General features: G+C 70.8%; 23 protein-coding genes. 6 read left to right on the top strand and 17 right to left on the bottom strand.

Annotated elements, in window-relative coordinates; translation table 11 throughout:
* Positions 1-93: 93 nt before the first annotated feature.
* From lysA to AC2YHJ_RS21485, 5 genes are all read right to left on the bottom strand, one after another.
* Positions 94-1,434, bottom strand: coding sequence for a diaminopimelate decarboxylase (gene lysA / locus AC2YHJ_RS21465; protein ID WP_487398215.1), 1,341 nt, complete (start codon positions 1,432-1,434; stop codon positions 94-96).
* A gap of 247 nt (positions 1,435-1,681) precedes the next feature.
* Positions 1,682-2,014 (bottom strand): FKBP-type peptidyl-prolyl cis-trans isomerase, encoded by a 333-nt coding sequence (locus tag AC2YHJ_RS21470; RefSeq protein ID WP_487398216.1) that lies wholly within the window; start codon positions 2,012-2,014, stop codon positions 1,682-1,684.
* A gap of 77 nt (positions 2,015-2,091) precedes the next feature.
* Positions 2,092-2,487, bottom strand: a complete 396-nt coding sequence (locus tag AC2YHJ_RS21475; RefSeq protein WP_487398217.1) for a DUF1801 domain-containing protein — start codon at positions 2,485-2,487, stop codon at positions 2,092-2,094.
* Positions 2,488-2,498: 11 nt separating this feature from the next.
* Positions 2,499-2,915, bottom strand: a complete 417-nt coding sequence (locus tag AC2YHJ_RS21480; RefSeq protein WP_487398218.1) for a DUF1801 domain-containing protein — start codon at positions 2,913-2,915, stop codon at positions 2,499-2,501.
* Positions 2,916-2,957: 42 nt separating this feature from the next.
* Complete coding sequence (locus AC2YHJ_RS21485; protein ID WP_487398219.1) at positions 2,958-3,605, bottom strand: GntR family transcriptional regulator; 648 nt, start codon at positions 3,603-3,605, stop codon at positions 2,958-2,960.
* Between the two features lie 43 nt (positions 3,606-3,648).
* On the opposite strand from AC2YHJ_RS21485, the gene AC2YHJ_RS21490 reads away from it, so the two are divergent.
* Together AC2YHJ_RS21490 and AC2YHJ_RS21495 are read left to right on the top strand one after the other, a co-directional pair.
* Positions 3,649-4,683: a mannonate dehydratase gene (locus tag AC2YHJ_RS21490; protein ID WP_487398220.1), complete on the top strand. Its 1,035-nt coding sequence runs from the start codon at positions 3,649-3,651 to the stop codon at positions 4,681-4,683.
* Entirely contained in the window at positions 4,680-5,657 is a 978-nt protein-coding gene (locus tag AC2YHJ_RS21495) for a Bug family tripartite tricarboxylate transporter substrate binding protein (RefSeq protein WP_487398221.1), read from the top strand. The genes AC2YHJ_RS21490 and AC2YHJ_RS21495 overlap by 4 nt, the downstream gene beginning before the upstream one ends.
* A gap of 13 nt (positions 5,658-5,670) precedes the next feature.
* Here AC2YHJ_RS21495 and AC2YHJ_RS21500 read toward each other — a convergent pair whose 3' ends face one another.
* Together AC2YHJ_RS21500 and AC2YHJ_RS21505 are read right to left on the bottom strand one after the other, a co-directional pair.
* Complete coding sequence (locus tag AC2YHJ_RS21500) at positions 5,671-6,459, bottom strand: hypothetical protein (protein ID WP_487398222.1); 789 nt, start codon at positions 6,457-6,459, stop codon at positions 5,671-5,673.
* Between the two features lie 115 nt (positions 6,460-6,574).
* Positions 6,575-8,401, bottom strand: coding sequence for a hypothetical protein (locus AC2YHJ_RS21505; protein ID WP_487398223.1), 1,827 nt, complete (start codon positions 8,399-8,401; stop codon positions 6,575-6,577).
* Between the two features lie 122 nt (positions 8,402-8,523).
* On the opposite strand from AC2YHJ_RS21505, the gene AC2YHJ_RS21510 reads away from it, so the two are divergent.
* The gene (locus tag AC2YHJ_RS21510) at positions 8,524-9,378 is read left to right on the top strand and encodes an NHL repeat-containing protein (RefSeq protein ID WP_487398224.1); all 855 of its coding nucleotides are present in this window, start codon (positions 8,524-8,526) and stop codon (positions 9,376-9,378) included.
* A 37-nt stretch (positions 9,379-9,415) separates the two neighbouring features.
* Here AC2YHJ_RS21510 and AC2YHJ_RS21515 read toward each other — a convergent pair whose 3' ends face one another.
* The 5 genes from AC2YHJ_RS21515 to AC2YHJ_RS21535 all read right to left on the bottom strand — a co-directional run bounded on the left by AC2YHJ_RS21515 (position 9,416) and on the right by AC2YHJ_RS21535 (position 15,479).
* Positions 9,416-9,802, bottom strand: a complete 387-nt coding sequence (locus AC2YHJ_RS21515) for a DUF6841 family protein (RefSeq protein WP_487398225.1) — start codon at positions 9,800-9,802, stop codon at positions 9,416-9,418.
* Positions 9,799-10,398 (bottom strand): hypothetical protein, encoded by a 600-nt coding sequence (locus AC2YHJ_RS21520; RefSeq protein ID WP_487398226.1) that lies wholly within the window; start codon positions 10,396-10,398, stop codon positions 9,799-9,801. The genes AC2YHJ_RS21515 and AC2YHJ_RS21520 overlap by 4 nt, the downstream gene beginning before the upstream one ends.
* Before the next feature lie 5 nt (positions 10,399-10,403).
* Positions 10,404-11,363 (bottom strand): Bug family tripartite tricarboxylate transporter substrate binding protein, encoded by a 960-nt coding sequence (locus AC2YHJ_RS21525; RefSeq protein WP_487398227.1) that lies wholly within the window; start codon positions 11,361-11,363, stop codon positions 10,404-10,406.
* Between the two features lie 61 nt (positions 11,364-11,424).
* Positions 11,425-14,922: a double-strand break repair helicase AddA gene (gene addA, locus AC2YHJ_RS21530; protein ID WP_487398253.1), complete on the bottom strand. Its 3,498-nt coding sequence runs from the start codon at positions 14,920-14,922 to the stop codon at positions 11,425-11,427.
* Positions 14,919-15,479 (bottom strand): DUF4136 domain-containing protein, encoded by a 561-nt coding sequence (locus AC2YHJ_RS21535; protein ID WP_487398228.1) that lies wholly within the window; start codon positions 15,477-15,479, stop codon positions 14,919-14,921. Before AC2YHJ_RS21535 ends, addA begins: the two co-directional genes overlap by 4 nt.
* A gap of 171 nt (positions 15,480-15,650) precedes the next feature.
* On the opposite strand from AC2YHJ_RS21535, the gene AC2YHJ_RS21540 reads away from it, so the two are divergent.
* Positions 15,651-16,610, top strand: a complete 960-nt coding sequence (locus tag AC2YHJ_RS21540) for a Bug family tripartite tricarboxylate transporter substrate binding protein (RefSeq protein WP_487398229.1) — start codon at positions 15,651-15,653, stop codon at positions 16,608-16,610.
* 29 nt (positions 16,611-16,639) lie between these two features.
* On the opposite strand, the gene AC2YHJ_RS21545 is transcribed toward AC2YHJ_RS21540, so the two are convergent.
* A complete protein-coding gene (locus AC2YHJ_RS21545; RefSeq protein WP_487398230.1) occupies positions 16,640-17,104 on the bottom strand; it encodes a hypothetical protein in 465 nt (154 codons plus the stop codon).
* Positions 17,105-17,188: 84 nt separating this feature from the next.
* Positions 17,189-17,350, bottom strand: a complete 162-nt coding sequence (gene hemP / locus AC2YHJ_RS21550) for a hemin uptake protein HemP (RefSeq protein ID WP_487398231.1) — start codon at positions 17,348-17,350, stop codon at positions 17,189-17,191.
* Positions 17,351-17,596: 246 nt separating this feature from the next.
* Here hemP and AC2YHJ_RS21555 point away from each other — a divergent pair, with 246 nt between their 5' ends.
* Positions 17,597-18,340 (top strand): metallophosphoesterase family protein, encoded by a 744-nt coding sequence (locus AC2YHJ_RS21555; protein ID WP_487398232.1) that lies wholly within the window; start codon positions 17,597-17,599, stop codon positions 18,338-18,340.
* A gap of 96 nt (positions 18,341-18,436) precedes the next feature.
* Positions 18,437-20,059: an ABC-F family ATP-binding cassette domain-containing protein gene (locus tag AC2YHJ_RS21560; RefSeq protein ID WP_487398233.1), complete on the top strand. Its 1,623-nt coding sequence runs from the start codon at positions 18,437-18,439 to the stop codon at positions 20,057-20,059.
* Between the two features lie 6 nt (positions 20,060-20,065).
* Here the strand turns inward: AC2YHJ_RS21560 and AC2YHJ_RS21565 are convergent, their stop codons facing one another.
* From AC2YHJ_RS21565 to AC2YHJ_RS21575, 3 genes are read right to left on the bottom strand one after another with little or no spacing between them, the layout of a single operon-like run.
* Positions 20,066-20,992: a protein-L-isoaspartate O-methyltransferase family protein gene (locus AC2YHJ_RS21565; RefSeq protein WP_487398234.1), complete on the bottom strand. Its 927-nt coding sequence runs from the start codon at positions 20,990-20,992 to the stop codon at positions 20,066-20,068.
* Positions 20,989-23,364: a hypothetical protein gene (locus AC2YHJ_RS21570; RefSeq protein ID WP_487398235.1), complete on the bottom strand. Its 2,376-nt coding sequence runs from the start codon at positions 23,362-23,364 to the stop codon at positions 20,989-20,991. Before AC2YHJ_RS21570 ends, AC2YHJ_RS21565 begins: the two co-directional genes overlap by 4 nt.
* Positions 23,364-24,119, bottom strand: a complete 756-nt coding sequence (locus AC2YHJ_RS21575) for an alpha/beta fold hydrolase (RefSeq protein ID WP_487398236.1) — start codon at positions 24,117-24,119, stop codon at positions 23,364-23,366. Before AC2YHJ_RS21575 ends, AC2YHJ_RS21570 begins: the two co-directional genes overlap by 1 nt.
* Positions 24,120-24,377 lie beyond the last annotated feature (258 nt).

The raw sequence follows: 24,377 nt of genomic DNA on the forward strand, positions 1-24,377 counted from the left end.
GCCAATCAGCGCCAAGTTCCGGCATTCCAAAGGGCACTGCCCTTTGGCGGGATGGTTTGGAGGGGCGGCGCCCCTCCAATCCCACCGTGCCCGTCACGTCGCCAACCACTCCGGCAGCCGCTGCCCATGCAGCAGCGCGTCGTGGGTCTGCCGTTCCCGCACCACCGCGAAACGCGACCCGTCCACCAGCACTTCGGCCGCCAGCGGCCTGGCGTTGTAGGTGGACGACATCACCGCGCCGTAAGCCCCGGCATCGAGGAAGGCGACCGCATCGCCGGTTTCCAGCGAGGGCAGCATCCGTCCGCGCGCGAAGGTGTCCCCGGTCTCGCAGACCGGCCCGACCACTTCGGCGGCCGACAGCGGCGCGACCGCGCGCGCGCCGGACAGCGGCACGATGCCGTGCCAGGCCTCGTACATCGCGGGGCGCACCAGGTCATTCATCGCCGCATCCACCACAACGAAGCGATGCGAAGCGCCCTGCTTCTGCAGCACGACGGAAGCGAGCAACACGCCGGCCGGCCCGGCGATCCAGCGCCCCGGTTCCAGCATGACCGGCAGGCCGAGCTCACCAAGCGTCGCGCGGATTGCGCCGGCCAGGGCTTCCGGGCCCGGCGCGGGCTCGTCGCGATAGGAAATGCCGAGGCCGCCGCCGCAATCGACGCGCTGCACCGGCAGCCCTTCGGCGCGCAGCGCCTTCACCAGTTCCGCAAGGCGCGCATAGGCGGCGCGATAGGCCGACATCCCGGCGGTGATCTGGCTGCCGATGTGCGTCGCAATGCCGATCGGCTCGATACCCGGCAGGGCGGCCATGCGCGCGTAAAGCGCGGCAGCGTCCGAGATGGCGACGCCGAACTTGTTCTCGCTTTTGCCGGTGGTGATCTTGGCGTGGGTCTTGGCATCCACGTCCGGGTTCACGCGGATAGCGACACGGGCGGTGCGGCCCATCTGCGCGGCGATGGCGGAGATCATCGCGATCTCCTCCGCGCTTTCGGCATTGATCTGGAAGATGTCCTCGGCGAGCGCGTGGCGGATCTCGTCGGCCGTCTTGCCGACGCCCGAGAAGACGATGGAAGACGCCGGGATCCCGGCGGCGCGGGAAATGCGCAGCTCACCCTCGCTGACCACGTCGGCCCCGAGGCCCTCGGCAGCGAGCACCTTCAGCACCGAGAGGTTGTCGTTGCACTTCATCGCGAAATGCACGGTCGCGGTCAGGCCAGCGGCGGTCAGCGCGGATTTCAGCGCGCGGGCGCGGCCGCGCAGCGCACCGGCGGAATAGACCCAGGCGGGAGTGCCGACCTCCTTCGCGATGCGGGCGAGGGGCACGTCCTCCATCACCAGCCCGTCCATGGCGTGCAGGGACAGGTGCGGGCGGAGTGCGAGCAGTTCCGCGAAGGTGGGATCGGCGGCGTCGGTCAGGGCAAGCGGGGAAGCCATCCCGCCATTGTCGGGATGGCGGCCCGCCTTCGCAAGGCTGGTTACGAAGCGGGGGCAGGGATTCGGGGCCGCGGGCGGGGTGGAGAGGGGCGTCGCCCCTCTCCGGACCTCACCCCACCAAAGGCCCGAGGCCTTTGGAAACCATCACCTGGCACCGAACCGGGCCAGCGGGGTCCAAAAAGATTGTCATTCCAAAGGCCCGCTGGCCTTTGGTGGGAGAGGCTCGGAGAGGGCAAAGCCCCTTCGATCACTCCACGCCGAGCAGTTCGACTTCGAAGATCAGCGTTGCATTCGGCGGGATCACACCACCGGCGCCGCGCGCGCCATAGCCCAGTTCAGGCGGGATGATCAGCGTGCGTTCCCCGCCGACCTTCATCCCGGCGAAGCCTTGGTCCCAGCCGCCAATGACCTGGCCGACGCCAAGCTGGAATTCGAAGGGTTGGCCGCGGTCGCGGCTGCTGTCGAACTTCGTGCCCTTCTTGTCCGGCGCGTTCTCATCGAACAGCCAGCCCGTGTAATGGACCTGGATGTACTGGCCCGGCACGGCTTCCGCGCCGGTGCCGATCTTCGTGTCGCTCATGGGCTGGTGATGTCCCCGTTCATGGTTGGTGACGCTAGCCTACACCGGGCGCGGCCGATGCGCAGCGGCGGGCAGGCTCAGCGCCGCTTCTTCGCGGTGTTCAGCGCGACCGCCGCCCGAATCAGCGCCTTCAGCGCTGCCTCGTCGATGCTGTCGCCTTCATGGACATCGATGGCGCGCCGGGTGTTGCCCTCCAGGCTCGCATTGAACAGCCCCGACGGATCCTCGAGCGAGGCGCCCTGCGCGAAGGTCATCTTCACGGCGGTCTTGTAGGTCTCGCCGGTGCAGATGATCCCGGCATGCTCCCATACCGGCACGCCGCGCCATTTCCAGGTCTCGACGACATCGGGATCGGCCTCGTGGATCAGGGCACGGATCCGGGCGAGCGTCGCGCCGCGCCAATCGCCCAGCGCCGCGATCCGCTCGTCGATCAGGCGGGACGGGGGTTGGCCGGTCTCTGCGTCCTTCGCCACGCTGCGCTCCTTCAAAGCCGTTCGCCCGGCAGCCGGCTCGCCTGTCCGATCCACGCGGCGAGCCGGGCGTCGTCCAAGGGCGCGTCCTCGCGGATGTCGAAATAGCGCACCTCCGGGTATTTGGACGCGCCGGGGGGGACCGGATCGAGCGCGCTGCCGCGGAAGGAGGTGACCTTCACATAGTGGGTGAAGCAGTGAAAGCTCAGGAACCAGCCAGCATCGGCCGCGGCGCCGTAGAAGGGCGTGTTCCACTTCACCGCCTTGCGCGCATCCGGGACGATGTGGCCGACCAGCGCATCGAGGTGCCGTCCGACCCCCTGCTTCCAGCCAGGCATGGCGGCGATGTAGGCCTGCACCGGTCCGTCTCCCTCGCCTTTGGGAATCTGCGGGTTGCCGCCGGAAAGCAGCTTCGGGGCCTGCTTCGACATATCAGCCGTCCTGCCGTGCCAATGCCGCCGGACGCGCGACGGTCACCCCGCCCGAGCCAGCAGATCCGCCATTGCGGCATCCGAGGATGAAACGGCAAGTCCCGTTGCGGTAACGGCATCGCGCGCGCGCAGCGCGGCTAGCAGCGCGCGGTGGCTCTCGACCGACCGTTGCAGGCGTCCGGGGCCGAAGCCAAGGCGCAGGCGCAGCGCCTCGACCAGCGCCCAGGATCGTTCCATCACCGCCGCCGCATCTGGATTGCGGGCGGTGGCGAACAGGGTGCGGTGGAAGGCCTGGTTCACGGCCATGGCACCAGGGCCGTCGCCGGCGGCGGCGGCGGCCTCGAACCGCGCCTCCAGCGCGTCCAGTGCGTCCAGTTCCGCGTTGGAGACGTGGCGCACCACATCAGGGATCAACAGGCCGAGTACCGCGCCGCGCAACCGGTAAAGATTGCGGATGTCCTCGGTGGCCAGTGCGCGGACCCGCGCCCCCCGATAGGGCAGCGCCTCCACCAGCCCTTCGCCTTCCAGCAGCTTCAGCGCGGCGCGCACCGGCGTCGCGCCGGCGGCCAGCCGCGCCGAGAGCGTCGCCACGGTCAGCTTTGCGCCGGGTGGCAGGGCGCCCTCCACGATCAGCCGGCGGAGCTGTGCGGTGACGGCGTCCTCATTGGTGATGGGGCTTGATTCTATCATATCGACCAGATTAGATAAAATTCTGTGGGAGAAAACCAGTCCAATGCGCGTCCTTGCCGGGCAGTTCCGGGAATTGACCCAGGCCGACCTCGCCTTTGCGCGCCAGATCGGCTGTGCCGGCGTCACTGTCAACAAGCCGGATCTCGACAGCCCGGGCTGGATCACCTTCCTCAACAAGGAATTCACCGCCGCCGCGGGGCCGCGCGCGCCGACGCGGCGCTGGTCGGCGCTCGACCTCGCGCAGATGCGCGCCGCCGTCGAAGCGCATGGCCTCACGCTCGACTGCATCGAGGGCGTGCCGCGCAACCTGATCGACAAGGCGATGCTTGGCCTGCCGGGCGCGGACGAACAGATCGAGGACTTCAAGGCCACCATCCGCGCCATGGGCCAGGCGGGGATACCGGTGCTCGGCTACAACTGGATCCCTGATGGCGTCTGGCGCACCGCCAAGGCCGCGCATGGCCGCGGCGGCGCGCTGGTCACAGCCTATGACGATGCGATCGGCCGCCGCGTCGCGACCGGCACCTTGCCGCGGCGCGACGAGGCGCAGATGTGGGCGAACTGGGAGCGCTTCATCACCGCAGTCCTGCCGGTTGCCGAGGCGGCAGGCGTGAAGCTGTCGCTACACCCCGACGACCCGCCCGTGCCGGTGCTGGACGGCGTGGCGCGCATCTTCCGCGACGAAGCCGCCTTCGCCCGCGCCATGTCCTTCGCCGACAGCCCCAACCACGGCATCTGCTTCTGCACCGGCACCTTCGCCGAGGCCGGCGCGGACGCCATGATGCAGGCGCTGCGCCGCTTCGCGCGCGAAGGGCGCATCCACTACGTCCATCTGCGTTCCGTCGCCGGCCAACTGCCGCGCTTCGCTGAGGCCTTCATCGACGAAGGTAGCGTCGATTCCGTCGCCGTGCTGCGCGTGCTGATGGATACCGGCTTCGACGGCTTCGTCATCGACGACCATGTCCCGCATGTCGAAGGCGACACCGTCTGGGGCCATCGCAGCCGTGCCTACGCAACCGGCACCATCGCCGGAATCCTCCGCGCACTGGGCGCGGAGAAGGGAAGGACAACGCCATGAAGAAGATGCTGGAAACACCGCGCCGCGCGGTCCTCGCCCTGCCCGCGCTGCTCGGCGCGCGCGGCGCGGCCGCGCAGGGCAGTGAGCGCCCCCTGCGCATCGTCGTTCCCTTCCCGCCCGGCGGCTCGTCGGACATTCTCGCCCGGCTGCTGCAGCTGGAATTGCAACGTGTGCTCAACCAGGTCGTGGTGATCGACAACCGCGGCGGCGCGGCGGGCAACCTCGGCGCCGACAATGTCGCGAAGTCGCCGCCCGACGGCACCTCCATCCTGCTGACCGACACCGGCATCCTGACCACGGGGCCGAGCCTTTTCGCGCGCCTGCCCTATGATCCGGCCGCCGACCTCGCCCCGATCACCCTGCTGACCTTCGCGCCCTACATCATGGCCGTGCATCCTTCCGTGCCGGCGCAGAACGGTGCGGAACTCGCGGCGCTGGTGAAGGCGGAACCCAGTCGCATCAACTTCGCCCATTCGGGCGTCGGCGCGCTGAACCACCTGACGGCGCTGATCGTGGTGCAGCACTGGGGCGGGTCCGTCACCGAGGTCTTCTACCGGGGCGGCATGATCGGCATCCAGGCAGCGGTGACCAATGAAAGCCAGCTCATCGTCAACGGTGCGACGGCGGTGCTGCCCTTCGTGAAGGACGGCAGGCTGCGCGCCATCGCCGTGACCGGCCCGAACCGCCTGCCCGACCTGCCGGATGTGCCAACCTTCCGCGAGCTCGGCTGGCCGGCCTGGGATGCCGGTATCGGGCAGGGCACGCTCGCCCCGGCGCGCACGCCGGATGCGGCGGTCCAGCGCCTATACGGCGCCTTCCGCCAAGTGCTCGCCGAACCGGCCATGGCGGCGCGCATGGCGACACTGGGTGCCACGATCCGCACCGAGGGACCGGACGCCTTCCGCCGGCAATTGGCGGCTGAAACCGAAACCTGGGGCACGATCGTCCGGGCGCGAGGGATCAGGCTGGACTGACCCTCCGCGACCGTCAGCCTTCCGGGCAGCCCACCACGACCCGCTGCAACGTCCGCACGCCCTCGGCGGTCTGCGTCCAGCGCGTGTCGGATTGCGGCGGGTTCAGCAGCCGCGCCGCTTGGCCGAGCTCGGTGCAGCGCTGGTCCTCCGCCCCGCAGGAAACGGAGACACCCATCATCCGCGCGCTGGCGCCGTGGAAGCGGGCGCTGGCATTGCCCGGCGCATCGCGCAGCAGCGTGTCGGCCTCGCTGCGCATCAGGTCGTTGTCAGGGCAGATGCTCGCCCGTGGCGTGCCGGAGCGGCGGTCGTACAGCGCGGCGAGCAGTTCCTCCCGCCAGGTGTTGCGTTCCGCCTGGGTATTGGCGCCACCGGCGACGAGCGCGGCCTGGCCGGCCGTGACGGCGCAGTTGAGGTAGCCGGCGCGCTGGTCGGCCGTCGCGGCGGCGGCCTGTCGGCGGCAGGCGCGGGCGCGCAGGGCCTGGGCCTCGGCGCAGGGCTTGTCGGCGGCACCGGTGCAGGCTGCCACGGGTTCCTGCGCGACGGCATCCCAGGCACCCTGCGCGGCGGCGGTGGACATGCGCGTCACCTGCGCGACGGCGATGCTTGCCCCCGCACCAGCGGCGGCCCCGGCAACCTGCCCGGCCGGTCCCCCGACCGACCCCGCGACGGCGCCGGCCGCCGCTGACCCTGCGGCGCTGCCGGCCACGGCCCCGGCAGTACTGCCTGCCTGCTCGCAGCCGGCCAGCAGGCCGAGGCCGAGCACCAACGGGGCGAGGCGGAAGGGCGAGCGGCGGACCGGCATGATGCTTCTCCTGCTGGTGGGTCAGGCTAGAGGGTTTTGCGCGCAGGCGGAAATTGCCGGGTGGGGGCGGGCCTCGGCATGCGCCAAACGGCACCGTAGCGTACGTGCCCGGTGGTCATTGCGGGACGAAGAGGCGAAAGCCAGACAGCGCCGCAGGCAGCGGCACGGGGCGCAGCCAGGCTGGGGGATTGTCGTCGCGGAGGCGTGTGGTGAGGCTGCCCGGCGGAATGTTGATGCCGGGCGCGGCCGCGCAGAACAGCAGCAGCGACACCTGCCGCCGGTGCAGCACCCCGCGCGCCGCATCCGGGTCGGTGGCGGTGAAGACTGTCAGCGTGTCGGCGAAGGCCTCGCCGCCGCGATGATAGGGTCCGGCGACCGTGCGGTAGGGGGCGCGCCACGCGATCTCCGGCCCCAGGAAGATGTCGGAGGCCATCAGGATCGGCCTTGGCTGGCCGGGCGTGACCTCAGGCCGCGTCGCGTCCAGCCAGCGCGCCACGGCGGTCGCGTCGCAGCCAGCCTCGCGTGCCTGTGTCTCGGGCAGCCTGGCCTGCGCGGCGGGGGATGGCCCGGCCAGCGACAGCAGCGGCAGGCCGAGCAGGCCAAACAGCAGCCCAGCGGTCAGCAGCGCCCGCGATGCGGCCGCCCGTGGCCAGGAGGCATCGAGCAGCAGTCCGACCATGCCCGCCCCGGCCAGCGCCGCCGGCACCGCGAGGTCGAGCGCGAAGCGGCGCGCCGCGAAGGCCGCGACCAGGGTGGCGGCCAGAGCCAGGGTCACGGCGAGCCCCGCCGGCCAGCGCCCGTCCCGGCGCCAGGCCGGCGCGGCAAGCAGGATCGCGATGATGGCGATGAAGGGCGGCCCGCCGATCGTCGCCAACGTCGTGCCGATATCGCCCTCACCGAATGGCGGCAGGGGCTGCATCTCCTGCACCGCGGGCAGCATCACCGTGCGCGAGGTCTCATCCGCCTGGGCCAGCGAGGCGAGCAGCGCGCGCGGGAAGGCCAGCAGCAATCCCCCAAGGGCGAGGGTAGCCGCGGCGCCGCAGGCGGCGATGCGGCGCCCCTGCGTCCAGGCACCCACCCGCGCCGCCACGAGGAAGACGGCGCTCACCAGCAGCGTCAGGACCAGGTGATGCAGCGACACGCGGTCATAGGCGATGTCGAACCAACCGACCGGCGGGCGTTCCGTCACGATCGCAACGATGATCGTCACCGTCGCGCCGATGCCCATGCGCAGCCCCTGCAAGGCGAGCGTCCGGCCATCGAATGCGAGCATCGCCGCCAGGCCGGTGCCAAGCAGCAGCGGGGCGGCGGCAATCAGCACCTCCGGGCTGACCCAGATGCCGGCGCCGACGGCAACCCCCGTCCAGGCCGCCGCACGCGCCGACCCGCCCGGAGACAGGGCACGGACCGCCGCGCCAAAGGCCAACGCCAGCATCAGCAGCATCAGCGCGTGATGGTCGGCCCGCCCGGCAGTGCAGTACATCGTCGCGGTCGGTGTCGCGACCATCAGCAGCACGGCATGCCAGGGTGCCTTGCCGGGCCACAGGCCCCGCGCCGCCCAGGCCGCGGCGATCGCCGCGCCGGCATGCAGCACGGGGGACACGAAGATGCCGGCGGTGAAGATGGCCCGTCGCGGATCCATCCCCGCCAGCCATTCGAGGGCGAGCGCCGGCAGCAGGATCAGCAGGTCGAGCGGACGCGTCCAGTGCAGCGCCAGACCCTCCGGCGCCATGACCGCGACAGTGACGTCGTCGAACCAGCCGCCGCCCATGCGCAGCGCGAGCACGCGGTCGAGCCGCAGATAGGCATCCGGATCCGCGAGCCGGCCGAAGGGCAGCGTGGCATGGGGTGCGGCGAGCGCGCCGAGGTTCACAGCCACCACGGCGATGACGGCGAACAGGATGAGCGGGACCCCGATGCGGGCGGGCGGTTCGGGTGGCATCGGCGGCGGACGATCCCTGCTCAACGGTGCGACCGGTGTGCGCGGCGGCTTCGCGTCGCGTCAAGCGTTGCCGACCCGCCGCCCCCGCGCCACCCTGCGCGCGATCGAGGAAGGACAGGACCATGGCGCGCCATCAGCTTTTCGTCCGCCTGGGGCAGACCCGCTATCGCATCGAACGCCCGTGGGGCGAGGTGCCGCGCGGCTGCGGCGTGCCGAGCGACGTGGCCTGCGACGCGGAGGGCCGCGTCTATGTGCAGCTTCGCCAGGACCCGATGGCGGACCCCGAAAACCCCGCCGTCGTCGTGCTGTCACCGGATGGGCGGCGCATCGACGCGTGGGGCGGGGCCGAGGTCGCGGACGGGCACATGCTTTCCGTCCATCCGGACGGGCGCGTCTTCGTCGTCGATCGCGATGCGCAGGAGATCATCGTCTTCTCGCGCGACGGCAAGCGGCTCGGCGGCATCGGTCGGCGCGACCATCCCGGCGAGCCCTTCAACGCGCCCTGCGACGTCGCCTTCGGTCCCGATGGGTCGATCTACGTTGCGGACGGCTATGCGGCATCGGTGGTGCATCGCTTCAGTGCCGAAGGCACGCCGATGGGCCGCTGGGGCCGTGAGGGCACTGGGCCCGGCGAATTCTCCACGCCGCATTCGGTGTGGGTGCTGCCCGATGGGCGCGTGACAGTCGCGGACCGCGAGAACAACCGCGTGCAGGTCTTCACGTCGGATGGGATGTGGCTGGCGGACTGGCGTGGCAACCACAAGCCGATGAGCGTGCATGGCGCGCCCGGCGGTGGGCTCTATGTGACGGACCAGGTGCCGCAACTGTCGCTGCTAGCGCCGGACGGGACGATCATCGGGCGCTGCCGGCCGGTGCTGAACGGTGCGCACGGGATGTGGCGCGGGCCAGACGGGCGGATCTTCCTCAGCGAGCAGAACCCGTCGCGGCTGACCTGCCTGGTGCCGGAGGAAGGCTGAAGGTCGGGGGAGAGAACTCCCCCGCCTTTCTTCCTTCTCACTCCGCCCAGGACGACCTTCCCTGGATCGCCCAGCGCCCGTCCTTCAGCGTCACGATGTAGAAGGATTTGTACGACCCGATGCGCGAGCCGTCGGCGCGGAACCGGCTGAACTGCACGCGGAAATGCACCTTGCCCGGTCCGGCATCGACAAGTTCCACATAGTCCCAGGCGCTCTTTGCCCATTCGCGGGCCTGGCCCTGGCGGTCGAAGACGATGGAGCGGAAATCCTCGGGCCGCTCGAACACCGTGACCTTGCCGCTGTGAAACCGGACATGCGGGAAGTGATACCACCGCGTGCGGATGGCCTCCGCATCCTCGGCGCTGAAGGCTTCCATGAAGCCGTCCATGGCGGCGCGGGCGGCGGCGATGTCGGACTCGCTCATGTCGATTCGGCTCCATGCACCGTGACCCAGGTGTCGAACAGCATCTGGCGGCGCCGCGCGAACAGCGCGCCCCATTTCGCGCGCTGCACCTGGTCCGGACCGGCCGCGGCGCTGTTCCAGAAGCGGCTCTGCTCCCAATGCGCGAGTGACGGATACCAGGTCATCAGCAGCACATGCGCCGGCTCGCCCGCCGAACGGTCCTGCCACAGCCCGAGCGGCTCGCTGCCGGTGTCGCCCTCGAAGCCGACCCAGGCCTCGGTGGTGATGGCGACCATCTCGGCGACGTCGGTGGAAGGCAGGACGAACCAGCGATGCGTGACGATGCCCCCGCGCGCCGGATCGGGCGGCGTCTCCCCGCGCGTCAGGATGGTCAGCACCCGGCTGCGTAACGACGCCACATCGGGATCCGAGGCCTCGGGCGTGGCGGGCGGTTCGCCGGGCCACAGCGAGGCGCGGGTGACGATGTTCATCGACGGCCCGATCTGCGCGCGCCACAGGCCGAACATCCGCCCACCCGGCACGTCGCGCAGCTTCGCCTGCAAGGCGGCGGCGCGTTGCGGTCTGGCGGTGAATTCCTCGAAGCGAAGCAGGGTCATGCGCGTCAGCTCTCCAGCGTCAGCCCGGTGCGGGCGATGATCTCGCGCCAGCGGATACGCTCGGCGGCGAGGAAGGCGCGGAAGGCCTCCGGCCCCAGGAAGGCGGGGTCGAAGGCAAGCGCGCGCAGACGTTCGGCCGTGTCCGCTTCGGCCATGATGCGCCCGAGCAGCGCGCCGGTCTGATCCACGAAGGCAGGCGGCACGCGGGCAGGACCGGACAGCGAGTAGAAGGCCGAGTGGTCGTACTCCGCGAAGCCGGCTTCGATCACGGTCGGAACGCCGGGCAATTCCGGCTGGCGGGACGGCCCGGTCACCGCCAGCACGCGCACGCTGCCTTCCCGTAGCAGCGGCAGCAGCCCGCCGGCCGAGACCGCGTAGAACTGCAACCGCCCCGCCACCAGGTCCTGCAGCGCGGGGTTCGCGCCGCGATAGGGGATGTGCTGCATCTCGAGCCGCTGACCTTGGCTCATCATCTCCCCGATGACATGCGCCAGCGTGCCGGGCCCGGCCGAGCCGTAGTTGACGCGGCCGGGATTGGCGCGCGCCCAGGCGAAGAATTCCGCGACCGTGCGCGCGGGTACCGAGGCGTGCACCGCAATCGCGTACCAGGAGGTGACGAGCCGCGCGATCGGCGCGAAGTCGCGTTCGGGATCGTACGGGATGGTCCGACGCAGCATCGGGTTGCGCACCAGCGATGAATCGCTGCCGAGGATCAGCGTATGCCCGTCCGGTTCCGCCGCGGCACCCGCCTGCATGGCGAGGTCGCCGCCCGCGCCGGGCTTCGCTTCCACGACCACGGCCTGGCCGGTCAGCGCGGTGATGCGTGCCCCGATGATGCGGGCGAGAGAGTCGGTCGCACCGCCCGTGGCGAAGGGCGTGATGATGCGCAAGGGCCGCTGCTGGGCGCGCGCCGGGCGCGCGAGCAACAGGGCCGGCGCGGCGAGCAGGGCCCGGCGTCGGAACATGGTTGTTTCCTCCGGGGACAATGCTGCGCCGGCGCGCGCCGCGTGGAAAGGGTGCCCCGGATCACCTCGGCGCGTGGCGATCCAACAATTCGTCGGGCAGCGCCATCACTCGCGCGCCATAGGTCCAGACCAGCGCGCAATCCACGCGACGCCCCGGGAAGGCTGCCCGCAGCAAGGCCCGATAGGCCGCCATCTGCCGAAGGTAGAGCGGCGCCACCGCCTCCGGCGATGCGGGTGGCGGGCGGTTGGTCTTGTAGTCCAGCACCAGCACGCGTTCGGGCGTCACCAGCAGCCGGTCCACCTGGCCGGCGATCAGCCGGTCGCCGACGCGCCCGGCCAGCGGCGCCTCAGCCAGGCTGTCCGTGCCGAGCGCGGCATCCAGCAACGGGTTGGCCAGCAGCGCCACGACCTCGGCCAGCACCGCCTCGCGCTCCGCCTCCTCCAACCCATGACCGGGGCGGGAGAGGAAGCGGCGGGCCATCGCCGCGCGCTGGCCGGGTGCGTGGTCGGGCAGGTGTTGCAGCAGGGCATGGACCAGCCGGCCGCGACGGAAGCGCAGCCCGCGCGGATCGTCGGCGGGGCGCGGCGGCGCGGCCGGGGTTTCCTCCTCGCCTGGCAAGGCGGAGGGTGCGACCGCACCCTCGGGTGCTTCCCGCGGCGCGGGGCGGCGCGCCCAATCTGGGAGCGCGGCGGCGGTGACACGGGCGCGTGGCGGGTCTTCCGCTCTCGGCGGGGCGGACTGTGCGGCGACGAATCGGCGCAGTATCGCCTCGGGTGGGAACAGCCCGGCGGGGGCACCGAAGATCGTGGGGTCGAAGGGTGCCTCGGTCGCGCCGTCCAAGCGCGCGAAGCCGCGTTCGATCAGCCGGTACCAGGATTCATCCGGCACCGATCTGCCGCCCTGCCAGCCGCAGACAAGCACGCGATCCTCGGCCCGCGTCAGCGCGACATAGAGCAGGCGATGGCGTTCCCGCGCATCGGCGTCCTGGTCCTGCTGACGGCGCTGCGCCAGCGCGGCGGCGTCGAAGCCATCCTGGCGCGGCGCCCAGGCGGGCAGGTCGTCGTGCAGCCAGCGCAAGGTGGTGCGGTCGCGCGGTTCGGCGGTGGTGTCGGGCAGGATGACGATCGGTGCCTGCAATCCCTTCGCGCCATGCACTGTCATGATGCGCACGGCATCGCCCGCGCCTTCGGCCTCGCGCTTCACCTCGGCACCACCTTGGCGAAGCTGCTGCACGAAGCCCTGCAGCGATGGCGGATGCGCGCCTTCGTGCTGGAGTGCGGCATTGAGGAACTCATCGAGCGGATCGGCCGCATCGGGGCCAAGCCGCGCGAGCATCCGCGCCCGTCCCGCCCGCACATCGAGCGGTCCCGGCGCGCCCAGCACGCCTGCGAACAGCGCATGCGGTGTGGCGAGGTCGGCCCGCGCCATCAACCCCGCCAGCCAATCCGCCACCTGGCCAAGGCGCGACGCCGCGCCGCGATGCGCGACCAGCGCCGACCACAGTGCGCCCTGGCGCGGCTGGGCCAACGCCAACAGGTCCTCCTCCTCCAGCCCGACCAGCGGCGATTTCAGCAAGGCGGCGAGGGACAGATCATCCTCCGGCAGCAGCAGCACATCCGCGAGCGCCAGCATGTCCTGCACGGCGATCTGTTCGGCCAGCACCATGCGATCGACGCCGCCGACCGGGATGCGCAGGTCCTTCAGCGCGCGCACCAGCGACGGCACGAAGCCGCCGCGCGCGCGGGCACGCACCAGCACCAGGATGTCGCCCGGGCGCACGCGGCGGCCCTCGGGCTGCTCCGCTGCGCGACCGGTATCGACGCGGGCGGGCAGCGTCTCGGTCGCGATCATGTGGTGGATGCGGCTTGCGAGCAGCGCGGCCAGGCGCTGTGGCGCGCCCTCGGCATCCACCGGCGCGTCGGGCGGCGCCCAGGGCGGCGGTTCGGCCGCGTCGGCGGCGGCGAGCAACGGCCATAATTCGACCTGCCCCGCCTGGCCGGCGCGGTCGGCGAAATGCCGCAGCGTGTCGCCCTCGGCCACCACGCCATTGCGCGCCGTGCCCTCGGCGAAGACGGCATCGACCAAGGCGAGGACGGGCGTGGTGGAGCGGAAGGACACGTCGAGCGCGACGGGACGGAACTCCTGCCCGGCATCGGGCACCGCCGCCGCGTAATGTGTGCGTTCCCGCGCGAAGCCTTCCGCATCCGCACCCTGGAAGCGGTAGATCGACTGCTTCTCATCACCTACGGCGAAGATGGTGCGCCCGTCCTCCCGCGCGCCGAGCCCGGCGAAGAATTCCGAGGTCAGCGCCCGCACGATGCCCCATTGGTCGGGGTTGGAATCCTGCGCCTCATCCAGCAGGACGTGATCGAGCCCGCCATCGAGCTTGAACAGCACCCAGGCGCTGCCGGGATCCTCCAGCAGGCGTTCCGCGCCGCGGATCAGGTCGTCGTAGTCGAGCATGCCGGCACGGCGCTTCGCCGCATCGTAGCGTTGCAGCACCGGCGCGCCGATCGACAGCAGCGCGATGGTCGCGGCGAGCACGCGCGCCGCGGCGCGGGCTTCCTGCACCTCGGCGACGCGTTCGGCCTCGGCGGTCAGCGTGTCCTGCACCCAGGGCGCATCGGCGCCGGCCTGTTTGGTGACGAGGCGCTTGCGCGGCTCGTTCTTGTCGGTCAGCAGGATGCCGCGCCATCCCTCCCAATGCGCCGCGCGGCCCGAGATGTCGCGGGCGAGCCAAGCGGCGATCGCGGCACCTCGTTCCTGGTCATTGGCATTGCCGCTTGCGCGAAGCAGTGCGCCGGCGCGCGACAGCGGCGTCGCATCCGGGTCGCAGGCGGCGGCGATCAGCGCATCCTCCCGCGCTTCGCCCGGCGTCAGGCCGAGCGCGCGTGCCAGTGCCGGTTCCAGCCCCGCCACACCCTGGGGGCGTTCCACCGCGCGCAGCAGCCGCCCGCGATCCTGCGCCAGTGTGCCGACCACCTCGGCGAAGCGCGTCGGGGGCACCAGGCGGGCGAGGTTCTCGAGCGCCGCGCGGTCCGGCGCGGCGGCGAGCACCGCCTCGCGTTCGCGCGCCAGCATGGTCCGCGCTTCCTGTTCTTCCACCACCGCGAATTGCGGGGCGAGGCCTGCTTCCAGCGGAAAGGCGCGCAGCAGCGACTGTGCGAAGGCGTGGATGGTGGAGATCCGCATCCCGCCCGGTTGTTCGAGAACGCGCACGAACAGCGCGCGCGCCGCCATCAATTCCTGCGGCTCCGGCCGCCGCCCGGTCAGCGCGGCGAGGGTGCGCGCCAACTCGCCATCCTCGGCCGTCGCCCAGCCGCCCAGGGCTCTGGCGAGCCGCGTCGCCATCTCCGCCGCCGCCGCCTTGGTGAAGGTCAGGCACAGGATGCGCCCGGGTGCCACGCCCGCCAGCAGCAGCCGCAGCACGCGGTCGGTCAGCAGCTTGGTCTTGCCGGACCCTGCCGAGGCCTCCACCCAGGCCGAGGCCGCGGGGTCCGAGGCGCGCGATTGCGCCGCCTCGGCACGCGCGCGCGGCGTCGTGGCGGGCGCGTTCAGAAGGGCCGCCCGGCCGCCGGTTGGCCGAGCAGCGGTGCCACCGCATTGGCCAGGTACGCGAATAGCGCCGCATCGTCGCGCCCCTGCCGGTTGCAGGTGATCACCGCGGTCCACACGATCCGCTGCGTCGCGCGTTCGCGCAGGTCCACCGTGCCGGACACCCGCAGCGTCGGCACCGACCGCCCACCCATGCGCGGGGCGTTATGCGTCCAGGAGATGTCGTCGCTCTCACGGAAGGTGCGGCCGGAGGTGCGGTCGTTGAAGCCGCCGAAATTATCGCCCTCGATGGAGGTGCCGCCGTGCCACGACAGGATGAAGGGCGCATTCGCATCGACGCGCCGCCCGGCATTGGCAAGCGCGGCGAGCACCGCGTCACGCAGCATCCGGTCGTTTGGGCTGCCGCCGGGCCGGTCGGGAACCGCGATCGCCGCATTGGCCGGCACCGGGCTGAAGGAGTTGGCGGAAATGCGCCCCGGGCAGGCGGACTGTGCGAGAGCCGGCGCGGCGCCGAACAGCAAGGCGGCGAGGACAGGCAGACGGAGGGCAATGCCGCGCATGGTGTTTCCTTGGCTGGCGTATTGATCCAACGAGACTAAGGGACCGGCTGGACATGCGCCAAGCGCCTCGGATCGGCGCGTTGTGCCGGTCATCGGCATGGGCCCCCAAGCCGCGGCCGCGCTTGACGCCCCCTGCACCTCGGCCAAGCCTGTCGCGCCGGAGGAAACCCAATGACACGACGCCGCCCCCTGTTTGCCGCCACCCTCGTGGCGCTTGCCGCACCCCGCGTCGTCCGCGCGCAGGCGCGCCCGATCCGGGTCGTCGTGCCCTTCGCGCCGGGCGGGCAGTCCGACACGGTCATGCGGTTGCTGCAGCCGAAGATGGCCGAGGCGCTGTCCGTGCCCGTGGTGATCGAGAATCGGCCCGGGGCCGGGGGCGCGATCGGCGCCGGTCTCGTCGCCGCCGCGCCGCCCGACGGCACGACGCTGTTCTTCGACAGTTTCGGCTTCGTGGTGCAGCCGCTGATCCAGCGTGGCCTGCCCTTCGACTATGCGACGGCCTTCGCGCCCATCGCGCAGGTGGTCGCCGCGCCTTATGTGCTGGTGGTGAAGCGCGACTTTCCTGCGACCGACCTCGCCGGCTTCATCGCCGAGGCGAAGCGGCGGCCGGGCATTCCCTATGGCTCACCCGGCATCGGCACGGTGGGGCATCTGGCCGGCGCCCTGCTCGCCTACCGCGCCGGCATCCAGTTGGAGCACCTGCCCTATCGCGGCGGGTCGGATGCGGCGCGCGATATCGCCGGCGGCAACCTCGATGCCGCGATCAGCACCGCGAACAGCCTGCGGCCGCTGGTGCTGGACAACCGGGCGCGCGGCATCGCCCTGACCAGCGCCGAGCGCCGCGGCACCATGGCTGACCTGCCGACCATCGCGGAGAGCGGCTTTCCCGGCTTCGACCTGACATCCTGGAACGGCATCTTCGCGCCAGCTGCTACGCCGCGGGACATCATCGCGCGGCTGGAGGGGGCGGTGCACCAGGCGACCAACGACCCGACGACGCGCGAGCGCCTGGCGGCGAGCGGCAACGACCCCATCACCGGCAGCGCGGCGGCCTTCGGCGAGGTGCTGCGACGGGATGGGGAGATGGTGCGCCGGCTGGTCGGCGAGACGGGGATTCGGTTGGACGGGTGAAAGCTGGGCGGGTGCGCCAGCCCCTGCCGTCAGCGTGGAGCGAGTTCGATCAGCAGCTCATCGCGGCCAAGGCCAAGTGTGGCACCCATCTGAGTGCCGCGCAGATGCATGATGACGCCGGCGGAATTCTGCAGCCACAACTGGTCGGTGCTGCGGGTGTCGAGGCCGCGCTGTCCGGTTCCCTGCGTGTAGATCCCGGCGAAATCCTCGATCCGCGTCAGGCCGTAGACATCGCCGCTGGCCTGTATGCGCGCGGCCCCGCCCGGGCCGACCACAGTGCCGACCAGCCGGAACGGATAGGCCTGCCCGCGGAAGGTCAGCATGCCGTTGCCCGCGCCGGCTCCGCCGATGAAGTTCTCCGCCAGGGTGACGGTGCCGCTCGGCCTGCGGCCGACGATGCTCTGCTCGGTCGGGACGGCGGGCGCCACGGAACAGCCGGCGAGGGCCACCAGGCCGCCAAGGGCGGCAGCAGAACAGATCGCGCGACGACGCATGGGGCGGTGCCTTACGGGTGAGGATCGTTGCGCAGACTCGGCCGCTTCCACGGCACGGTCAACGGCGCGCCGTCGGGGCGGCGGCTACTTTGTGAGGATCAGCTTGTCGTGCCGCGTCAGCCGAAGGCGGTAGGTCTCCGCGCCGTGGCGGATTGCCACCTCGCGCGCATCGCCAAGCAGGGCGCTGCTGTCGAGCGTGATGACCGGGGGGGCTGACGGCGAGGCGGGGGGATCCTCGCTGTTCATCGACGGACGTCCTTGCGCGGTGCCAGGGCCGGCAGGCGCGACATGCGCCAGACCAGATGGAGATGGGCGAGCGACATCACGGCGATGCCGGCCACGGTCCAACTGGTCACCAGCGCATTCCTTTCCCTGCATGCGAGCGACAGTAATGCTATTGCGAGTCATTCGCAATAATGAATCGCAAACCCTAATCGGACGGAACCCTGGCCCTGCTGGCTGTCGTGCGGATGCCGTGCCTATCCTGGCCCAATGCGCCTTGCGATCATTGCCGATATCCACGGCAACATCCTCGCTCTCGACGCCGTGCTGGCCGATATCGACCGCCGCGGCGTGCGGGACATCCTCAATCTCGGCGATGTGGCCTCGGGGCCGCTCTGGCCGCGCGAATGCGTGGAACGCATCGCCGCGCGCGGCATCCCGACTGTGCGCGGCAACCACGACCGCTGGGTTGCCGAGGGCAGCACCGGCGGGTCGGACGCGTTCGCGCGGGCTCGGCTGGATCCCGCGCAGGCCGCCTGGCTCAAGGCGTTGCCGCCGACCCTGGAGCCCGCCCCCGGCGTGCTCGCCTTCCATGCGCAGCCCCACGATGACAACGCCTATCTAATGGAGGAGGTGGTGGCGGGCCGCCTGCTGCCATCCGCCGCCACCATGGTGGCCGAACGGCTTGGCGCGACGGCCGCGACGCTGCTGCTGTGCGGCCATAGCCACCTGGCGGGGCTGCTGCGGCTGGCCGATGGCCGCGTCCTGCTGAACCCCGGCAGCGCCGGCTGCCCGGCCTATGCGGACCCGACGCCACCGGACCCGCATGTCTCCGAGGCCGGTTCGCCCTTCGCCCGATACGCCATCGCCGAGGTCGAAGACGGTCGGCTGGCCGCCTGCGAGATGGCCGCGCTGCCCTACGACCATGACGGCGCGGCGGCGCAGGCCGCGGCACAGGGTCGCGCCGACTGGGCCCATGCGCTGCGCACGGGGCTGATGCCGCATCGCGCCTGACACTGCGCGATGGGCGGTTGACGGGATGATGGCGGGCGTGGTCTCGGGCGCCTTCCGCGGCGCACTCACGCCGCCCCATCGACCCCCCGGGACCGCATGATCCGCCTCGATTCCATCAGCAAGCAGAACGGCCAGCAGCTTCTTTTCATCGAGGCCTCGGCCGCGCTCCAGAAGGGCGAGCGGATCGGCCTGGTCGGTCCCAACGGCGCGGGCAAGTCCACGCTGTTCCGCATGATCATCGGCCAGGACCAGCCCGATGAAGGCCAGGTGCTGGTCGATCGCGGCGTGTCCATCGGCTTCTTCAGCCAGGATGTCGGCGAGATGTCCGGCCGCAGCGCAGCGGCCGAGGTGATGGACGGCGCCGGCAACGTCAGCGAGGTCGCCGGCGAATTGCAGGAGCTCGAAGCCGCCCTCGCCGACCCCGAGCGCGTGGATGAGATGGACCAGATCCTCGAGCGCTTCGGGGAAGTCCAGGCGCGCTTCGAGGAGCTCGGCGGCTATGCGCTGGAGAGCAAGGCGCGTGAGGTGCTCGACGGCCTCGGCTTCAGCCAGGAGATGATGGACGGCGACGTCGGCAGCCTGTCCGGCGGCTGGAAGATGCGCGTGGCGCTCGCGCGCATCCTGCTGATGCGCCCGGACGTGATGCTGCTGGACGAACCGAGCAACCACCTCGACCTCGAAAGCCTCATCTGGCTGGAGCAGTTCCTGGTGAACTACGACGGCGCGCTGTTGATGACGTCGCACGACCGCGAATTCATGAACCGCATCGTCAACAAGGTGATCGAGATCGACGGCGGCACGCTGACGTCGTTCTCCGGCAACTACGATTTCTACGAGCAGCAGCGCGCGATGAACGAGCAGCAGCAGCAGGCGCAGTTCGAGCGCCAGCAGGCGATGCTCGCCAAGGAGATCAAGTTCATCGAGCGCTTCAAGGCCCGCGCCTCCCACGCCGCGCAGGTGCAGTCGCGGGTCAAGAAGCTCGAGAAGATCGACCGCGTCGAGCCGCCGCGCCGCCGGCAGACCGTGACCTTCGACTTCCCGCCCGCGCCGCGGTCGGGCGACGACGTGGTGAACCTGCGCGGGGTCCACAAGCGCTACGGCAGCCGCGTGATCTATGAAGGGCTCGACCTGCTGGTGCGGCGGCGGGAACGCTGCTGCGTGCTGGGCGTCAACGGTGCGGGCAAGTCCACGCTGCTGAAGCTGGTGACCGGGACGACGGAACCGGATGCGGGCAGCGTCGCGGTCGGCGGCAGCGTGAAGATGGGATATTTTGCGCAGCACGCCATGGAATTGCTGGATGGCGACCGCACCGTCTTCCAGTCGCTGGAGGACGCCTTCCCGCAGGCGGGCCAGGGGTCGTTGCGCGCGCTCGCCGGTTGCTTCGGCTTCTCGGGCGACGATGTCGAGAAGAAGTGCCGCGTGCTGTCAGGCGGCGAGAAGGCGCGGCTGGTGATGGCGCGGATGCTCTACGACCCGCCGAACTTCCTGGTGCTGGACGAACCGACCAACCACCTCGACATGGCGACGAAGGAAATGCTGATCACGGCGCTGGCGGCCTATGAGGGCACCATGCTGTTCGTCTCGCATGACCGGCATTTCCTCGCGGCGCTGTCCAACCGGGTGCTGGAACTGACGCCGGAGGGTATCCACCAGTATGGCGGCGGCTACACCGAATACGTCGCGCGGACCGGGCACGAGGCGCCCGGCCTGCACGCATAGAAGCCGTCAGCCCGCCGGCTGGGCGGGCTGTGCCGGCGCTGGCGTCGCGGGCGCGCCTTCCGGGTTGGGCGCATTGGCCGGGCGCGGGCGGTTCATCATCGCCCCCGTCATCGGGATGAAGTAGACGCCGACATCCTTGCGGCTGCGCACCCGCCCGTCCTCGTCCTTCGTGTAGATGTAGAGGAACTGGCCGCGGCGGAAGGGCTGCCCGATCGGGATCACCAGCCGCCCGCCCGGCTTGATCTGCTGGATCAGCGCCGGCGGCACATACTGCGCGGCGCAGGTGACGATGATGGTGTCGAAGCCGCCCTGCACCTCGGGCCAGCCGAAGAAGCCATCGCCGACCCGGGTTTCCACATTGCTGTAGCCGAGCGGCGAGAAGATGCGCTGCACCGCGGTGCCGAGCGGATTGATGATTTCGATGGAATACTGCTTGGCCACGATCCGCGACAGCAGCGCCGACTGGAAGCCGGAACCGGTGCCGATCTCAAGCACGACATGCTCGGGCTTCGGTGCGCAGGCCTGCGTCATGTAGGCTTGGCCGAGATAGTCCGACAGCGCCGAGCCATAGCCGAGGCCCCAGGGCTTCGGGTCGCCCTCATAGGCATTCGAGGCGCCGTTCGACCGGCCTTCGTAGTTCCAGTGGAAATATTCGCGCGGCAGGGCTTCGAAGGCGCGCAGCACGGCGGGGTCGGCTTCGCCGTTGAAGCGGGACTTCAGGTAGGATTCGATCCGCCGCATCGCCGCGGGCTTGCGCGCCTGGATGGCAGTGAAGTTCTGCTCGCTGATCGTGGTCTCGCGGCCGGAGGCGCGCATCGCGGCCAGGTAGGCATCCCGCGTCCATGCTGTGCTGCTGCTTTGGGCGCGGACCATAGGCGGCGCAGCCAGCGCGCCGAGCGCGCCGAGCAGCAGGGGACGGCGGGAGAGGGTCATGGGCGTTTCCTTGGCCAGGACAGCAGAGCACCTGTGTAACAAATCATTCCCGCCGCCAGAAGCCAGGACAAACCCATGCCGTGGCCTAGGAGATTGGCGAGCGGCGTCGCCACCACGGAGAAGGCGCCGTTCAGCGCCCAGGCCCAGGGCAGCAGCGCCGGCCCTTCCTGCTGGAAGCGGTCGAGCCCGAGCGGGAAGGGAAAGCCCAGCGCCAGCGAGATCGGCGCCAGCGCCACCACCAGCAGCGCCACCCGCAGCATCCAGGGCAGGTCGAGCGCGGCGAGCACCGCCGGTCGCACGCCCAGCAACGCCAGCGTCGAACAGCCCAGTGCCACTAGCACCGCGACCCGCAGCGCCCGGGCAGGCGCCGCCACACGACCCGCCCACATCGCCCCGATGCCCGAGAAGACCAGCATCGTCGTCAGCACCAGCGCGAAGCCGGATGTGCGGTCCCCAAGCAGCAACGCCGCATGCTCGATGAAGGCGATCTCGATCAGCAGGAAGCCGAGCCCGAGGGCGGGGAAATACACCAGCGCCCGGCCCAGCACGCCGACCGGCACGCGCAGCGCCCCGCGCGCGGCCAGTGGCAGCAGCGACACCAGCAGCGCGAGGATGATCGCCTGCGCCAGCACCGCCACATTCACCAGCAGCCCGATTTCCTGCTGCGGCAGGATCTCGATGCGGTCGAGCGCAGCACCCAGCGAGGGCAGCCGCACCAGCGGCGACAGCCAGGGCCGGTCCGCCGTGACCGGTGACCGGTCGAAGGCATCGGCGGGCGGCGTGCCGGCCAGGACCAGCTCAGCCTCACGCGCCACCGCATCCTGCGCCGCGCCGCCCTGTTCCACCGTGTTGCTTTCCAGCGAGACGGGCGGCAGGTCGTTCCAGACTTCCCGGCCCTCCGTCGCCAGGCCCGGCGCGTAGGACAGGTCGAAGGAGCGTTCGTCGGCAAAGGCGGCCAGGCGCTGCACCCGCGCCTCGTCGAACGGATCCCGCGCGATCAGCACGCGAACATTCCAGGCGGAGCGGATCACCACCACATGCCGCGCCGGATCGGCGATGCCCGCGATGCGCAGCGCCTCCCGCGCCGTCGCCAGGACGCGCACCGCATAGACCGGCAATTCGCGGATGCCGACCGGGATCGAGATCATGCCCCCGGGCGTCAGGCGCGTGAGGAACCCCGCCAGCGCGTCCGCCGTGTAGACATTGCGGTTCTGCTCATCCGCCCCGAGGAAATCCCCGGCGATGTCCACGAGGTCGTATCGCCCCGACGCCGTCAGGGGATGCGCCGCCGACACGCTGACCCGCACATCGGCCGCCGGCGCCGGCGAGGGCCCCAGCCCGCGCAGCAGTGCGTCGCGCAGCACCGGTTCGGGTTCGATCACGGTGACATGCGATGCACCGAGTGCCAGCGCCTCCGCCGCGCGGAAGCCGCCCGCCCCGCCCAGCACCAGCACACGCGGCCCGTTCAGCAGCGCATAGGGCGCGCCATCCAGCGCCGCGCGCGCATGCGCCGCCTCCGGCTGGCCATTCGGCAAGGCCGCGATGCGCGATCCGTCGCGATACAGTCCGAAGGACCGCGGCGGTGCGGCCACGCCGAGCGCGCCCGCATTGTTCGACACATCCGTGTCCAGCCGCTCGGTGAAGTTGTCGAGCAACTGGTACACGCCGCGCGGCGACAGCACTTCCGCCATCACGCGACTGTCGGGCACGTTCAGCGGCGCGTAGATCGCCTTGAACTCGTTCACGCGCGGTGCCGCGAAGCCCAGGACCGCCGCCTCGGTCCCCGCCAGCACGACCAGCGCCGCGATGCGCCAGCGCGTTCCGCCCGCGATCATCGCCGCCACGGCCAGCAACGGCAGCAGCGCCGGCACCAACGCAAACGGATGCAGGACGAACATCAGCAGCAGCGCCAGCACCGCGCCCGTGCCCGCACCCAGCAGGTCATAGCCATAGACCCGCCCGACCTCCCCGGCGTGCACGACGAAGTTCAGCGACACCGCCAGGCCCGCGAGGAAGAAGAACGGAAACAGCGCCGCGTAGTACAGCGCGATGTTCCACAGCTGCGCTTCCGCCGAGACGGGGTTCTGCAATTCCAGCGGATTGAACCCGTTCAGCGTCGCGCCGATCCAGCCCGCGCCGCCCACCGCCAGCATCGCCACCGGCAGACAGGGCAGCAGCCAGCGCGCATGGCGCAGGAACGCTTCCCGCCCCAGCACCATCACCACGCCCGAGACGGCAAACCCCGTCATCGCGATGGAGATCACCCAGTAGCCATATTCCGACCAGCTCGCGACGGCGAAGAAGCGCGTCAGCGCGATCTCGACGCCGACAGCGGCGCCGGCGATGAGAAACAGCGGTATCAGTGATTGCATTAGCCCCAGGCCGCCCTGCGCGAGAGGAATTCTTCCATCGAGGCATTGAAGCGCGCCGCCTCATCCACGAACAGCGCGTGGCCCGCGCCCTCGAAGACCTCGACCATCGGCTGCGGATGGTTCTGCGCCACCGCCGCCGCTTGGTCGCGCAGCCGCGGCGTCACCGCGTAATAGACCGGCCGCCGCACCGCGTAGAGCGACTGCTTCCAGAACTCCCGCGGCCTTGGATAGGACAGCAGCCGGATCGACGCCTCCACCGGCATGCGTTGAGCCTCCCGCGCAATGCCTTCCAGATACGTCGTGTCCTGCGGCGTGCGATACATGCTGCGCACGAAGCCCTGCACCGTCGCGTCCCGCCGGCGCCGCAGATTGGTGAAGAAGCTCGATGCACGCGGCGGCGGCGGCTGGCCCTCCCCCACCGAATTGTCGATCAGCACCAACCCCGCCAACCGCCCATCCCCGGCCATGTCGGCATAGGACAAGGCGTCCAGCACACCGAGCGACCATCCCGCCAGCACGACACGCCCACCACCCAGATGCGCCAGTAGATCCCGGATATCCTGCCCGCGCCGCGTCGGATCATACCCGCCCGCCGGCACCTCGCTGGCCCCCTGCCCCCGTGGATCGAGCGACACCACCCGCCACCGCCGCGACAAGGCCGCGATCTGCGGCTCGAAAATCCGCGCCGGCATGCACCACCCCGGCACGAACACCACCATCCGCCCCGACCCGGCCTCCAGATACCGCAGGCGCACGCCATCACTCGTCCTGAACCACTGCGTACCCGTCGCGGCACACACGGCAGGCGCGGCGAGGGCACCGATGGCGGCAGCGAGCAGGGCACGGCGGAGAGCTTTGACGGGGTTGGCGCGGCTATCCCGCTGGGGGGCAACCGCCCCCCAGACCCAGGGTCTGTTGATGGCCGGATTGGGGGAGGGGCATGCCGCGACCTTGATGACAGGTGCGCCCGTGAGCCCCTCCCCCAATCCGGCCATGAAGTCACCGCGGGCCTG

The sequence above is a fragment of the Roseomonas sp. SRI_022 genome (assembly GCF_057586215.1).